Raw genomic sequence first — 13,482 nt, forward strand, 5'->3', positions numbered from 1 at the left:
CGTGAGGAGAACGCGCAGCCGCAGCGACTCGATCCGTGAGGACGAGGAGCTGCGGCTTCCGCGTCCGCCCGGGGTGTTCCGACGCTTCTGGGCGCGGCACCCCGTGGTCGCCGACGTCCTCCTCACGGCGCTCTGCGTCCTGCTCACGCTGACACCGGCCGCGCGTCTGGACGCTCTGCCGGAGCCGTGGGCCGTCGTCCGTGCGATCGTCTGGCCCCTGGCCGTCCTCGCCGCCTGTGCCACGCTGCTGTGGCGGCGGCGGCTCCCGCTGCTCCCGGCGGTCGCGGCGTATGCACTCGACGTGTTCTTTCTGCTCGCGGGTTCTCCGGGCAGCAGCCCGCTGCTCCTGATCGCGGGCTTCTCCCTCGCCGTCCACGGGTCGTCGCGCGCGGCCTGGGCGGCCTTCGGCTGGGGTGTCGCCGCGGTGTCGGCGGTCGCCGGCGCGCTGCTGCTGACCGGTGGCGTCACCCTCCAGTCGGGCCTCAACACGGTCCTGAGCACCGTGGTCCTCGGTCTCATCGGCACTCTGATCGGCGTGAACGTCGGCAATCGCCAGCGATACATCAACGCGGTGATCGACCGATCGCGGCAACTCCTGGTCGAACGCAATCAACAGGCCCAGCTGGCGGCGGCCGCGGAGCGCGCGCGGATCGCCCGCGAGATGCACGACATCGTGTCGCACTCGCTGACGGTGATCGTCGCCCTGTCGGAGGGTGCGGCCGCGACCCCCGATCACACGCAGGCCCGCGCGGCAGCCTCGACCGCTGCCGAGACGGCCAGGAGCGCGCTGACGGAGATGCGATCGATGCTGGGCGTACTGCGCGACGACGACTCGCCGCTCCCCCTCGCGCCGGTCGAGCCCGCCCAGCCGCGGGAGGCGGTCGAAGCCGCCCAGCGCGCGGGGTACCCGGTGACGCTCACGGTGACGGGCACCGCCGACGTCCCGCCGTCCGTCGCCCACGCACTGGGCCGGATCGTGCAGGAGGGGGTGACGAACGCCATGCGCCACGCTCCTGCCGTCTCGATGATCGGTGTCTCGATCGGCTATTCCGACGACGAGGTCCGCGTCGAGGTGGTCAACGACGGCGTCTCCGGCACCGACGTCGGCGCGGGCGGCTTCGGCCTCCGCGGACTCACCGAACGCGCGGCGCATGTCCACGGCCGGCTGCACTCCGGACCGGACGGTCCCGGCCGATGGCGCCTGCACGCCCGACTGCCCCTCAGCCCGGTCGTCCCCGCGACGACACCCACCCCGGAGGACCCCTCATGACATCGCCGATCCGCGTGCTCCTCGTCGACGACCAGGAGCTGATCCGCCTCGGCTTCCGGATGGTGCTCGAGTCCGAACCCGACATCGTGGTCGTCGGGGAGGCGAAGGACGGCCGCGCGGCGATCGCCCAGAGCGCGGCCCTTGCGCCCGACCTCGTGCTCATGGACATCCGGATGCCCGAACTCGACGGCATCGCCGCCACGTCGGCCATCGTGCGCGACCACCCGGAGACCCGCGTGCTCGTGCTCACGACCTTCGACCTGGACGAGTACGCGTTCGGGGCGATCCGCGCCGGCGCGAGCGGGTTCCTCCTCAAGGACGCGCAACGCCACGAGATGCTCGCAGCGGTGCGGGCCGTGCACCGTGGGGACGCCGCGCTCTCCCCCCGCATCACCCGCCTGCTGCTCGAGCACGTGGGGCCGCGGCTCGGATCCGGAACACCGGCGGAGCCCGACCGCGCGGATGCGTCCCGCTACGCCTCGCTGACCGACCGGGAGCAGGAGGTGTTCCTGGCGATCGGTCAGGGCCTGACCAATGCCGAGATCGCGCGCGCTCTCTATGTGGGCGAGTCCACCGTCAAGACGCACGTGGGCCGGGTGCTGGCCAAGCTCGACGCCCGCGATCGCATCCACGCGGTCATCCTCGCGCATCGGCTCGGACTCGTCGGCGACTGACGACTCAGGCGGCGGAGGTCGGCGTCCACGCCGAGACATCGTTCAGACGGTGCACCTCGTCGGACGACAGCTCGAGCCGTGCGCCCTCCAGCAGGTCGGGCACCTGATCCACGGAGCGGGCGCTCGCAATCGGGGCGACCACGGTCGGCTGGGCCCGGAGCCAGGCGAGCGACACCGCGGCGATCGAGGTTCCGCGGGCGTGCGCGACCTCGCCGAGCGCGTCGAGGACGCGCAGGCCCTGGTCGGTGGCGTAGCGCGCGGCACCCGCGGCCCTCGGCGACGCCTCGCCGCTGGCGTCGGTCGAGCGATACTTCCCGGTGAGGAACCCACTCGCCAGGGCGTAGTAGGGCACCAGCCCGAGTCCGAACTCCTCGGCGACCGGGATGATGGTGTCTTCCACGACGTTGCGGTGCACGAGGTTGTAATGCGGCTGGATCGCGATCGGCTGCGCGACCCCGAGCCGCCCGGCGATGTCGACCCACTCGCGAATGCGCTCGGCCGAGTAGTTCGACACCCCCACGTGTCGCACGAGGCCGTCGCTGACCAGCTGGCCGAACGCGGCGACCGTCTCCTCCAGCGGAACGGTCTCGTCGTCGAAGTGCGCGTAGTACAGGTCCAGCTCGTCGACGCCCAGCCGCGTCAGCGACGCCTCCGCTGCGGCGCGCACCGTGGTCGCGGAGAGCCCGGAGAAGTCCGGATGCTGGCTCACCTTGGTCGCGACGACGACACCCCGCGGACGGCGGGAAGCCAGCCACTCCCCGATGATCTCCTCACTCTCCCCGCCCCGATTCCCCGGGACCCACGCACTGTACGAGTCCGCTGTGTCGATGAAGTCGCCGCCACCGTCGACATAGGCGTCGAGGACGGCGAAGGATGCGTCGCGATCGGCGGTCCAGCCGAACACGTTGCCACCGAGGGCGAGGGGGAAGACGTCGAGGTCACTGCTGCCGATGCGGGTCATGCTCATCACAACCCCGATCGCGATACTCGGCATTCCCGCGTGACGCCGTGTGACGCCGCTCCGTCACCGTCGTTACGCGGCGGACTCGCCCTGGTCGTAGATCTGCGACGGACGCCCGACAAGACGGCTGTCCGGCGCGTGTGCGACCCGCGCGTCCTTTCCGTCGTATTCGAAGCGCGACAGCACATAGCGGATGGCCTCGAGCCGCGCGCGCTTCTTGTCGTTCGAGCGCACCACGATCCACGGCGTGACCGGGGTGTCCGTGTGGAAGAACATCGCTTCCTTCGCCGTGGTGTAGTCGGCCCACCTGTCCATGCTCGCGATGTCGGTGGGGCTCAGCTTCCACTGCTTCACCGGATCCTCGCGACGGCGGTCGAACCGGCGGCGCTGCTCCGCTTCACCCACCGAGAACCAGAGCTTGATCAGCCGGATGCCCGAGCCCACCAGCATCCGCTCGAATTCCGGAGCGGTTCGGAGGAACTCCTGGTACTCCTCATCGGTGCAGTACCCCATGACGCGCTCGACCCCGGCGCGGTTGTACCAGGAACGGTCCATGAGGACCATCTCACCGCCGGACGGCAGATGGGCCACGTACCGCTGGAAGTACCACTGCGTGCGCTCGGCGTCGGTCGGCTTGTCGAGAGCGACGACCCGGGCCCCGCGAGGGTTGAGATGCTCCATGAAGCGCTTGATGGCCCCGCCCTTGCCGGCTGCGTCGCGCCCCTCGAACAGGACCAACACCCGCTCCGCGCTGTGCTTCACATGCGCCTGCAGCTTGAGCAGCTCGATCTGGAGGAGGCGCTTCTCGGTCTCGTATTCCGCGCGGGAGAGCTTTTCCGAATACGGGTAGCCCTGCTGCCACTCGGGAACGTCCATCGTCAGCCTCCTGCGAACGGGGCGGCCGTAGGAGGCCTGAACAGATGCGCGCAGGTGGCCGGGGCGGGGTGCCGGCCACCTGCACGTAAGTAACATAACACTCGCCAAAGTGTTACGCAAATGGCGCGGCCGCGGCAGTGCACGACCTCGCCATACCTACCTCTAGGTATGGCATGATCCTTCTATGAGCACAGATGCGAGGGAATCCCTGCTACGCGCGGCGCAACAGCTGTATGCCGCCAACGGGGTGGCGGCGACCACCCCGCGGCAAGTCATCGAGCGAAGCGGTGTGGGACACGGGAGCCTCTATCACCACTTCCCTTCGAAGCGCGACCTGGCGCTCGCTGCCGTCGGCCGTTCGGTGGATGAAGCGTTGGCATCGTCCTCCGACGCCCTGAACGCCCACACCGAGTCGCGAGCGAGGATCGCCGCGTACCTCGAACGTCCCCGCGAGGCGACCTCGGGGTGCCGTATCGGTCGCCTCACGGCTGACCCCTTCGTCGCGGCCGACGAGGAGCTCAGCGCCTCCGTCGCCCGCTACTTCCTCGACCTCATCGGTCTCGTCGCCGACGTCTTCGAAGAGCAGGGACTCGATGGGGGCGTCGCGCGCGACCGGGCTACGGCCGCGGTCGCGGTGATCCAGGGCGGGTATGTCCTGTCGCGAGCCACGGGGGACGAGCAGATGATGCGCGCCGCCGTCCGCGGGTTCCTCGGCCTCGTGGACGCACCCCAGCGACCGGAGGGCGACTCATGACTCTGATCGCGCACCTCAGCGACCCGCATCTGGACACATCTCCGCACCGACTGCGCCGGCTCGAGGCAGTGCTCGCAGCGGTGTCCTCCCTCCCCGACGTCGATGCGATCGTCCTCAGCGGCGATCTTGCCGACCACGGCGCCGCCGAGGAGTACGCCCAACTGTTCGCGACCCTCCCGGCGGACATACCGACGATCGTCGTACCCGGGAATCACGACCACAGCGAGACGATGCTCCACTCCCAGGCCCAGGCCGGTCTCAACCCGGCCCTGTCGGGCTTCATCGACGTGGGCGAGGTGCGCGTCATCGGGCTGGACTCGCACCTCGATGCTCGCGTCGAAGGCCACCTCACGCCGGACACGATCGACTTCGCGCGGCACGCAGCGAGCTCGGCCCCCGGCACCGCCCTTCTCGCACTGCACCATCCACCGGTGCCCGTCGGGCATGATGTCGCCGACGGGTGGAATCTCGAGAACACGAGCGACCTGGAGGCGCTGATCGTGGGGAACGCACGAATCATCGGCGTCCTGACCGGGCACGTGCACTCCGCCCTCGCCGCGTCGTTCGCCGGGGTACCGGTGCTCGGTGCCCCGGGCATCGTCTCCACGATGCGACTGGGAAGCAGGCTCAATCCGATCGCCGACGACACGGCGATGCCGGGGCTGGCCATTCACACCATCGACGGCACCGCCATCCGCACCGTGTTCCACTACCTGAGCCCCGCCGAGCTGTGAGACGCAACGCCCGCCATCCCCCGGAAATACAGGGATGGCGGGCGTTGCCGTCCGGAGCCGACTACGGGACTCGAACCCGTAACCCCCGTATTACAAGTACGGTGCGCTACCAATTGCGCCAAGTCGGCGGGTGCCATCAGCTTAGCGATGGCGGAGGCGCCGCTCGATTACGGCGCGGGCGTCGACGTGGCCGACGGCGTCGGAGTGGGGGTCGAGGTGGACTCGTAGTACGCCTCGCTCGCCACCGACATCACGAACGTGGACAGCTCCTGCGGGTCGTCGAGCGCCCCCACATAGGCCTCGCCGTTCACGACGATCATCGGCGCGGCGGTGAGGACCAGGTCGTCGGAACCGGCGAGCGGACCCTTGAGCGCCCGCGTGGTCGCTTCCTTCGCCCAGTTCACGAAGTCGCCCTCCTCGATGCACTTGCGGACGACCTTCCCGTTGTCGACGCCGACCGCTCCAGCGAGGTTCGCCAGCTCCTGATCGGAGAGACCGTCGCTGCCGACCTCGGGCTGATCGTCGAGCAGGTCGTGATTGAACGCGTAGAACTGGTCGGGCGAGTGCGTCGCGACGCACGCCGCAGCTGCGGCCGAGCGCAGCGAGTACTTCGTGCCGTTGGAGCTGGCCGTCAGCAGCGCGACGGGGTGATAGCTCACTGTCGCCGCGCCGTCCTCGATCCACTGCGCGAGCAGTCGCGCGTTCGCGCGCTCGAACTTCCCCGCATCGGGCGACAGATAGTCGACGTAGACGTGCACGTCCACAGCCTGAGACGCGGTCGGATCCGGCGTGGGAGAAGCGGAGGCACCGGCCTCGGACGGCGTCGGCGTCGGCGTGGCGGGGGCTTCGGCGGAGGTGGCCATCGACGAGATGTCGGTCACCACGACGCCGTCCGACTCCATGCCGCTCGGGCTGAGCTGAGGCTTGGATACCTGCGACGTCACGGCCATGGTCACCGCGGTGCCGATGGCCCCGACGGCGATCACCGCGACCGCGCCGATGATGATCCGTCTCATCAGGCGGGCCCTCGACTGCTGGGCGTGCACCTTCTGGGCCTTCTCCCGCACGACCTCGCGGGAATTGCGAGGTGCGGGGACGTTCGGCGTTTCGTCGCTCGACATCGTTCCTCTTGAGTCTCGGGGGGTCCGGGTTGGCCCCGACCGTCGCCCGGCGACGATCGCCGCAGAACGCGGCCGGATTCGATGCTAGTCAGTGAGGCTGAGAAATACCCAGGTACGGCCGATCGTGCCATACTGAACCCGACCCGATGGCGGGTCACGGCGGGTCACTCCGCCGCTTCATTCACTACGGATCGTCCGGCACGTACCTGCCGGTGAAGGAGAAACACGATGGCATCTGTGACTTTCGACGAGGCCACCCGCCTCTACCCCGGCGGAACCCGTCCGGCCGTCGACAAGCTCAACCTCGAGGTGGGCGACGGTGAATTCCTCGTCCTCGTCGGCCCTTCCGGTTGTGGTAAGTCCACCTCGCTCCGCATGCTCGCCGGCCTCGAAGAGGTCAACTCCGGCCGCATCCTGATCGGTGACCGCGACGTCACCGACGTGCCGCCGAAGGACCGCGACATCGCGATGGTCTTCCAGAACTACGCCCTGTACCCGCACATGACGGTCGCCGAGAACATGGGCTTCGCGCTCAAGATCGCCGGCGTCGGCAAGGAGGAGCGCGCCGCCCGTGTCCTGGAGGCCGCCAAGCTCCTCGACCTCGAGCAGTACCTGACCCGCAAGCCGAAGGCCCTGTCGGGTGGGCAGCGTCAGCGCGTCGCGATGGGCCGCGCCATCGTCCGTCAGCCGCAGGTGTTCCTCATGGACGAGCCGCTGTCGAACCTCGACGCCAAGCTCCGCGTGCAGACCCGTACGCAGATCGCGTCGCTGCAGCGCCGTCTCGGCGTCACCACGGTCTACGTCACGCACGACCAGACCGAGGCGCTCACGATGGGCGACCGGATCGCCGTGCTGAAGGACGGCCTGCTGCAGCAGGTCGGCTCGCCGCGCGACCTGTACGAGAAGCCGAACAACGTCTTCGTCGCCGGCTTCATCGGCTCCCCCGCCATGAACCTGTTCGCGGCGGACCTCGCCGACGGCGGCGTGCGCTTCGGCACCGAGGTCGTCCCGCTCGACCGCGACACGGTCGGCCGCGCCAACGGCTCGCAGGTCACGGTCGGCGTCCGCCCCGAGGACATCACCGTGGGTCCGGCCGACGGCAAGGGCCTGTCGGTCGTCGTCGACCTCGTCGAGGAGCTCGGCGCCGACGGCTACCTCTACGGCCACACCGAGATCAACGGCAAGCGCGCCGACCTCGTGGCCCGCGTGGACGGCCGCAACCACCCGAACGCCGGCGAGACCGTGACCCTCGCGGCCAACGCCGGTCACGTGCACGCCTTCGACCAGGAGACGGGCGACCGCCTGAACGACAAGCCGGTCGTCTCCGCCTGATCGGACACACCATCCGCGGCGCGGGCTGACTTCGGTCGCCCGCGCCGCGCTCGTTTCCCCTCAGGAGCATCCATGCAGGAGTCGCTGCGCATCACCGCCAGCACCGTCGACCCGGGGCTCCTCGCGCTGCCCTGGTCGACCAGCCTCGCCAAGTGGCCGTCCGAGCACATCGTGTCGCTGCCGAAGGGGCTGTCCCGGCATCTCGTGCGCTTCGCGGACCTCTCCGGTCGGGTCGTCGCCGTCAAGGAGACCACCGCCGCGATGGCGCAGCGCGAGTACGACATGCTCGGCAACCTCGCCCGCCTCGACGTCCCCTGCGTCGCCAGGGTCGCCGTGATCGCCGGGCGCACCGACGCCGCCGGCGAGCCCCTCCCCGCGGCGCTCGTCACCTCGCACCTCCGCTTCTCCATGCCGTACCGCGCCCTGTTCACGCGCGTGCTCCGCCCTGACACCGCCACGCGACTCGTCGACGCGCTCGCCCTGCTCCTCGTACGACTCCACAACGTCGGCTTCTACTGGGGCGACGTGTCGCTGTCGAACACCCTCTTCCGCCGCGACGCCGGCGCGTTCGCGGCCTACCTCGTGGATGCGGAGACCGGCGAGCTTCACGAGGAGGGCCTGACGGACGGCCAGCGCGCGTACGACCTCGACCTCGCCAGGACGAACATCGCGGGCGAGATCATGGACCTCGCCGCGGGCGGGCGGCTCGAGCACGGCGTGGATGCGGTCGCGATCGCCGACGGCATCGTGTCCTCCTACCGCTCGCTCTGGGCGGAGCTCACGGCGCAGGAGTCGTTCTCAGCGGCCGAGACATGGCGCATCACCGAGCGCGTCGAACGCCTCAACGCGCTCGGCTTCGACATCGACGAGATGTCCATGTCCACGACCGCCGACGGGACGGTGGTCGAGATCCAGCCGAAGGTGGTGGATGCCGGCCACCACCAGCGCCGCCTCATCCGGCTGACGGGACTCGACGTGGAGGAGAACCAGGCGAGACGCCTGCTCAACGACCTCGACGAGTTCCGTGCCCGCTCGACCAAGCAGTGGGCGGACGAGGAGATGTACGCGCATGAGTGGCTCACGCGCGTGTTCGAGCCCGTCGTCCGCGCCATCCCCTACGACCTGCGCGCCAAGCTGGAGCCCGCCGAGGTGTTCCACCAGGTGTTGGAGCACCGCTGGTACCTGTCGCAGGCGCAGGGCCGCTCGATCCCCCTCGCGGAAGTCCTGACCAGCTACATCAACGACGTGCTGCGCCACCGCCGCGACGAAGCGACCATCATGGGACCGCCGACCGAGACCATGAGCCTCCCGGTGATCACCGGCACGCTCTCGCTCGCCGATGACGAGGACGAGGTCGACTGGCGCGACCTCGTCTGAACGCCGCCCTCAGTAGCCGACCGTGAACCGCTCGCGGTGGTGGTTGCCCTGCTCGATCTCGTCCACGACGGCCACGGCGAAGTCCGCGCCGGAGATGTACGACTTCCCCTCCTCGTCGCGCACCAGCACGTCGCCGCCGTCGCGGTAGCGACCCGTCCGCTCCCCCTCGGCCCAGGGGCCGAAGACCTCGGCAGGGTGCACGAAGAACCAGTCCAGCGCAAGATCGGTCCGCTCGAGCAGCGCGAGCGAGTCGATGCCGACCTGTGCCTCGTGCTTGTACTCCTCCGGGAAGTCGAGGTCGAAGAGCCTCGGCCCCTCCGGAGCGACCAGGCTGCCGCCGGCACCGCCGACCACACCGAGCCGTGTTTCGGTGCCGTCCAGGAGGTCGATGACGTTCGTGAGGGCCTCGAGCACCCGATCCTCCATGTCACCGCGGGGCGACAGCGCGGACACCACGGCATCCGCACCCGCGAAAGCCTCCCGCAGCGACGCCGCGTCGAGGGCGGATCCCTGCACGTACGCGGCGCCGGCGACCGGGTCGGACGGCGTCGTGCGGGAGATCGCGACGACCGCATGATCGCGGCTCACCGCCTCCGACACGATGTGCCGTCCGGCATAACCGGTTCCTCCGAGGACGATGATGCGCGCCATGCTCTGCCTTTCTCGTGCGGTCAGTCCGCCGCGCGGACGGTCGCCACCTGGTACAGGGCGACCGACGCGGCGATCCCGGCGTTCAGCGACTCCGTCGCCGCCGAGATGGGGATGGAGACGATCTGGTCGCAGGTCTCGGTCACCAGACGCGACAGGCCCTTGCCCTCGGAGCCGACGACGATCACGACCGGTCGATCCGCGAGCTGCAGCTCGGGCAGCGACACGTCACCATCGCCGTCGAGCCCCAGCACGAACACGCCCTGCTTCTTGAACTCCTTGAGCTGCGTGGTGAGGTTCGTCGCGAGGGCGACGGGGATGCGCGCGGCGGCACCGGCACTGGTCTTCCACGCCGCCGAGTTGACACCGGCGGAACGGCGCTGCGGCAGGATGATGCCGTGGCCGCCGAACGCCGCCGTCGAGCGGATGATCGCGCCGAGGTTGCGCGGGTCGGTCACGCCGTCGAGCGCCACGAACAGCGGCGTCTCCCCGCGGTCGATGACCTGCTCGAGCAGATCCTGCGGGTGCGCGTACTCGTACGGCGGCACCTTCAGCGCGACGCCCTGGTGCACGCCGTCGAAACCCGCCATGCGGTCGAGCTCCTGGCGCGTGACCTCCAGCACCGGGATGTCGCGGTGAGTCGCGATCGACAGCATCTCCTTGACGCGATCGTCCATCTCGACACGCTGCGCGATGTACATCGCCGACGCCGGGATCTTGGCCCGCAGCGCCTCCAGCACCGAGTTGCGGCCGGTCACCGTCTCGGTGTCGGTGGTGTTGTCCTTGGCACGGGCCGTGCGGTTGGGGCTGCCACCCGACGGGCGCCCGCCGGGCTTGCCCTTACCGCCCGCCGCGGCGTAGCGCTCGGCCGCGGCCTTGCGCTTCCCGGCCGGGTGCCATGCGCGGTCCTCCGCCTTCGGGGTGGGACCGCGGCCCTCGAGCGCCTTGCGCCCGAGACCACCGGTGCCCTTCGTGGGGCCCTTCTTCTTGCCCTTGCTCGCGCCGGGGCGCCCTGGCTTAGTCATCGATGCTCCAATGAGTTCCGGCCGGAGTGTCCTCCAGCGTGATTCCTGCGGCAGCGATCGCATCACGGATGCGATCCGCCGCCGCCCAATCCTTGTCCGCCCGCGCCTGCGCACGCTGCGTGATCATCTCCTGCACCAGCGCGTCCAGTGCGGCCGCCCGGGCGTCGCCCGCGGCCGTGGCGTCGCTCGGTCGGAGACCGAGCACCGACGTCATCGCCGACACCGCGCGCGCCGCCTGCGCGGCTGCGTCGCGGTCTCCCGCGTCGAGCGCGGAGTTTCCCGCCCGCACGGTCTCGTGCACGACCGCGAGCGCCTGGGGAACGCCGAGATCGTCGTCCATCGCAGCGGCGAAGGCCGACGGCAGGTCTTCGCGACTCTCGGCGGCGTCCACCTCCGCGACACGCGCCGCCCGCTCCAGGAAGGTACGGATACGACCGAGGGCCGCCTCCGCCTCCGCCCACGAGGACTCCGACAGGTCGAGGCTCGAGCGGTAGTGCGCGGCGGCGAGCGCATAGCGCACCACCAGCGGGTCGTGCGCGTCGAGCACGTCACGGGCGAGCGTGAAGTTGCCGAGCGACTTCGACATCTTCTGCCCGTCCACCGTCACCAGGCCGTTGTGCACCCAGTACCGCGCGAAGCCGTCCCCCGCTGCCGTCGACTGCGCGAGCTCGTTCTCATGGTGAGGGAAGCGGAGGTCGAGCCCGCCGCCGTGGATGTCGAACTCGTCGCCGAGGTAGCGCTTCGACATCGCCGAGCACTCGATGTGCCATCCCGGTCGCCCGAGACCCCACGGCGAACGCCACGTGGCGTCGGCCGGCTCATCCGGCTTCGACGCCTTCCAGAGCGCGAAGTCCTGCGGATTGCGCTTGCCCCGGGGGTCCGCATCCTCCGCCGCCTCCATCGCGTCGACCGACTGATGCGTGAGCGCGCCGTACTGCGCCCACGACCGCACGTCGAAGTAGACGTCGCCGGAGCCGTCGGGCGCGGGATAGGCGTGACCGCGGTCGATGAGGCGCGTGATCAGCTCCTGCATCTGCGGCACCGAGGCCGTGGCACGGGGCTCGTAGGTGGGCGGCAGGATGCCGATGCCCGCATACGCCGCGGTGAACTCCTGCTCCATCCGATACGCCAGCGCCCACCACGGCTCCTCCGGTGTGGCGTTCTGCAGCACCTTGTCGTCGATGTCGGTGACGTTGCGCACGAACGTGACGCGACCGTAGCGGTGCTCGAGCCACCGGCGCAGCAGGTCGAAGCTCAGCGCGGCCCTGACGTGACCGATGTGGGGTCCGGACTGCACCGTCGGTCCGCACACGTACATCGTGATGTTCTCGGAGTCGAGAGGCACGAAGTCGCGCAGCAGCTGTGCGCGGGTGTCGTAGAGGCGGAGGGTCACCGGTCAAGCCTACTCGGCGGGCGCGCGGCGCTCCTGATCGTGTCGCGGATACGCTCGGCTCAGCGGTGCGGGCCGTCCACCGGCACCACGAGTGCGACGGCCGTGACCGCGATGCCTTCTCCGCGGCCGGGGAAGCCCAGGGCGTCGGTCGTCGTCGCAGTGACCGACACGGGAGCGTCCCCGAGCGCCGCCGACAGCGCGCGCTCCGCCTCGACACGGCGGGCGCTGAACCGCGGACGGTTGCCCTGGAACTGCACGGAGACGTTCCCGATCGAGAAGCCGGCTTCGGCGAGCAGCCGCCGCGTCGCCGACAGGAACACGTCGGCGTGCGCGCCCGCATACTCCGGATGCGCCGTGCCGAAGTGGGTGCCGATGTCACCCAGCCCCGCCGCGCCGAGCAGGGCGTCGACGATGGCGTGCGCGACCGCGTCGCCGTCGGAATGACCCGACAGCGGCTGTTCGCCCGGCCACTCCAGCCCGGCGAGCCACAGGTCGCCCTCGCCGCCGAACGCGTGCACGTCGGTTCCGACGCCCACGCGCGGTAGAGCGCCTGCGCCGCGGTCTCGCCGAGCACCCGTGCTCGGGGGCGCCGTCGCGAGGAGAGCCCTGGCACGCTCGAGGTCGTCGGGAGTGGTGATCTTGAACGATCGTTCCGAACCAGGGACGAGGCGGACCGTGTGACCGGCCGCGGCGAACAGCGCCGCGTCGTCCGTGTACTCCGCGCCCTCCTCGGCGGCACGCGCGTACGCCGCCTCGAGCGCGTCGCGCGGGAAGCCCTGCGGCGTCTGCGCCGCGGCGAGCTCGGAGCGGTCGACGGTGCCGGTCACGACGCCGCCGTCCACCCGCTTGAGGGTGTCGACGACGGGAAGCACCGGAAGCGCGGCCGCCTGCGCCGTGACGGCCGCGGCGACCGCATCGATGACGGACGGCGGGGTGAGCGCCCGCGCCGCATCGTGGACGAGCACCGTCGTCACGTCTCCCCAGAGAGCCGCCAACCCCGCGGCGACGGATTCCTGACGGGTGGCGCCTCCCGTGACCACGCGGCCGAGATCGGCGCGGTCGCCCGCGGCGGCGAGAAGCTCGGTCTGCGCATCGCCCTCGTGCCCGGCCGGCGCGACCACGATGACCTGCAGGGGCTGCGCCGCGAACACCCCGTCGAGGGCGTGGCGCAGGATCGTGCGATTGTCGATGCCGACGAACGCCTTCGGGGCGCGCGCCTCCAGTCGGGTGCCGGAGCCGGCGGCGACGATGATGATCGCGGTGTGCGGGACGGGAACGATGCTCACGCCTTCACGTTACCGGCGGAGACGACGAAAG

General features: G+C 70.3%; 13 protein-coding genes, 1 tRNA gene and 1 pseudogene. 7 read left to right on the forward strand and 8 right to left on the reverse strand.

Annotation, left to right across the window (positions count from 1 at the left end):
- The first annotated feature begins 1 nt into the window (after window position 1).
- A complete protein-coding gene (locus ACWH95_RS00225; protein ID WP_454119978.1) occupies window positions 2-1,270 on the forward strand; it encodes a sensor histidine kinase in 1,269 nt (422 codons plus the stop codon).
- Window positions 1,267-1,944: a response regulator gene (locus ACWH95_RS00230; RefSeq protein WP_136031517.1), complete on the forward strand. Its 678-nt coding sequence runs from the start codon at window positions 1,267-1,269 to the stop codon at window positions 1,942-1,944. Before ACWH95_RS00225 ends, ACWH95_RS00230 begins: the two co-directional genes overlap by 4 nt.
- Window positions 1,945-1,948: 4 nt before the next feature.
- On the opposite strand, the gene ACWH95_RS00235 is transcribed toward ACWH95_RS00230, so the two are convergent.
- Both ACWH95_RS00235 and ppk2 read right to left on the reverse strand, forming a co-directional pair.
- The gene (locus tag ACWH95_RS00235; protein WP_247638848.1) at window positions 1,949-2,905 is read right to left on the reverse strand and encodes an aldo/keto reductase; all 957 of its coding nucleotides are present in this window, start codon (window positions 2,903-2,905) and stop codon (window positions 1,949-1,951) included.
- Window positions 2,906-2,977: 72 nt separating this feature from the next.
- On the reverse strand, window positions 2,978-3,781 hold the full coding sequence (gene ppk2, locus ACWH95_RS00240; RefSeq protein WP_206252979.1) for a polyphosphate kinase 2: 804 nt from the start codon (window positions 3,779-3,781) through the stop codon (window positions 2,978-2,980).
- A gap of 184 nt (window positions 3,782-3,965) precedes the next feature.
- Here ppk2 and ACWH95_RS00245 point away from each other — a divergent pair.
- The 3 genes and pseudogenes from ACWH95_RS00245 to ACWH95_RS00255 form a co-directional block, all read left to right on the forward strand.
- Window positions 3,966-4,118 (forward strand): annotated as a pseudogene (locus ACWH95_RS00245) (TetR/AcrR family transcriptional regulator); the annotation flags it as partial.
- Window positions 4,119-4,154: 36 nt separating this feature from the next.
- Window positions 4,155-4,535 carry an LmrA/YxaF family transcription factor gene (locus tag ACWH95_RS00250; protein WP_447653443.1) on the forward strand — a complete coding sequence of 127 codons (381 nt, stop codon included), beginning with the start codon at window positions 4,155-4,157 and terminating at the stop codon, window positions 4,533-4,535.
- Entirely contained in the window at window positions 4,532-5,269 is a 738-nt protein-coding gene (locus ACWH95_RS00255) for a metallophosphoesterase (protein WP_447653113.1), read from the forward strand. Before ACWH95_RS00250 ends, ACWH95_RS00255 begins: the two co-directional genes overlap by 4 nt.
- Window positions 5,270-5,324: 55 nt before the next feature.
- On the opposite strand, the gene ACWH95_RS00260 is transcribed toward ACWH95_RS00255, so the two are convergent.
- A tRNA-Thr gene (locus tag ACWH95_RS00260) sits at window positions 5,325-5,397 on the reverse strand.
- 39 nt (window positions 5,398-5,436) lie between these two features.
- A complete protein-coding gene (locus ACWH95_RS00265; RefSeq protein ID WP_136031511.1) occupies window positions 5,437-6,390 on the reverse strand; it encodes a DsbA family protein in 954 nt (317 codons plus the stop codon).
- Between the two features lie 228 nt (window positions 6,391-6,618).
- Here ACWH95_RS00265 and ACWH95_RS00270 point away from each other — a divergent pair, with 228 nt between their 5' ends.
- Window positions 6,619-7,722: an ABC transporter ATP-binding protein gene (locus ACWH95_RS00270; protein ID WP_136031508.1), complete on the forward strand. Its 1,104-nt coding sequence runs from the start codon at window positions 6,619-6,621 to the stop codon at window positions 7,720-7,722.
- A gap of 72 nt (window positions 7,723-7,794) precedes the next feature.
- Window positions 7,795-9,099 carry a DUF4032 domain-containing protein gene (locus ACWH95_RS00275; RefSeq protein ID WP_136031506.1) on the forward strand — a complete coding sequence of 435 codons (1,305 nt, stop codon included), beginning with the start codon at window positions 7,795-7,797 and terminating at the stop codon, window positions 9,097-9,099.
- Between the two features lie 9 nt (window positions 9,100-9,108).
- On the opposite strand, the gene ACWH95_RS00280 is transcribed toward ACWH95_RS00275, so the two are convergent.
- From ACWH95_RS00280 to ispD, 4 genes are read right to left on the reverse strand one after another with little or no spacing between them, the layout of a single operon-like run.
- On the reverse strand, window positions 9,109-9,750 hold the full coding sequence (locus tag ACWH95_RS00280) for an NAD(P)-dependent oxidoreductase (protein WP_454119979.1): 642 nt from the start codon (window positions 9,748-9,750) through the stop codon (window positions 9,109-9,111).
- A 20-nt stretch (window positions 9,751-9,770) separates the two neighbouring features.
- A complete protein-coding gene (gene rlmB, locus ACWH95_RS00285; RefSeq protein ID WP_247982018.1) occupies window positions 9,771-10,772 on the reverse strand; it encodes a 23S rRNA (guanosine(2251)-2'-O)-methyltransferase RlmB in 1,002 nt (333 codons plus the stop codon).
- Entirely contained in the window at window positions 10,765-12,165 is a 1,401-nt protein-coding gene (gene cysS / locus ACWH95_RS00290; protein ID WP_136031500.1) for a cysteine--tRNA ligase, read from the reverse strand. The genes rlmB and cysS overlap by 8 nt, the downstream gene beginning before the upstream one ends.
- Before the next feature lie 59 nt (window positions 12,166-12,224).
- Window positions 12,225-13,451: a 2-C-methyl-D-erythritol 4-phosphate cytidylyltransferase gene (gene ispD, locus ACWH95_RS00295; protein ID WP_454119980.1), complete on the reverse strand. Its 1,227-nt coding sequence runs from the start codon at window positions 13,449-13,451 to the stop codon at window positions 12,225-12,227.
- Between the last annotated feature and the right edge of the window lie 31 nt (window positions 13,452-13,482).

This window comes from Microbacterium sp. NPDC055502, from assembly GCF_053643635.1.

What these genes read in the sequence shown, in the direction of transcription:
- ppk2 (WP_206252979.1), bottom strand. Translation starts at nt 3,781, where the DNA reads ATGGACGTTCCCGAGTGGCAGCAGGGCTACCCGTATTCGGAAAAGCTC.
- rlmB (WP_247982018.1), bottom strand. Translation starts at nt 10,772, where the DNA reads ATGACTAAGCCAGGGCGCCCCGGCGCGAGCAAGGGCAAGAAGAAGGGC.
- ACWH95_RS00235 (WP_247638848.1), bottom strand. Translation starts at nt 2,905, where the DNA reads ATGACCCGCATCGGCAGCAGTGACCTCGACGTCTTCCCCCTCGCCCTC.
- ACWH95_RS00270 (WP_136031508.1), top strand. Translation starts at nt 6,619, where the DNA reads ATGGCATCTGTGACTTTCGACGAGGCCACCCGCCTCTACCCCGGCGGA.
- ACWH95_RS00280 (WP_454119979.1), bottom strand. Translation starts at nt 9,750, where the DNA reads ATGGCGCGCATCATCGTCCTCGGAGGAACCGGTTATGCCGGACGGCAC.
- ACWH95_RS00230 (WP_136031517.1), top strand. Translation starts at nt 1,267, where the DNA reads ATGACATCGCCGATCCGCGTGCTCCTCGTCGACGACCAGGAGCTGATC.
- ACWH95_RS00265 (WP_136031511.1), bottom strand. Translation starts at nt 6,390, where the DNA reads ATGTCGAGCGACGAAACGCCGAACGTCCCCGCACCTCGCAATTCCCGC.
- ACWH95_RS00255 (WP_447653113.1), top strand. Translation starts at nt 4,532, where the DNA reads ATGACTCTGATCGCGCACCTCAGCGACCCGCATCTGGACACATCTCCG.
- ACWH95_RS00275 (WP_136031506.1), top strand. Translation starts at nt 7,795, where the DNA reads ATGCAGGAGTCGCTGCGCATCACCGCCAGCACCGTCGACCCGGGGCTC.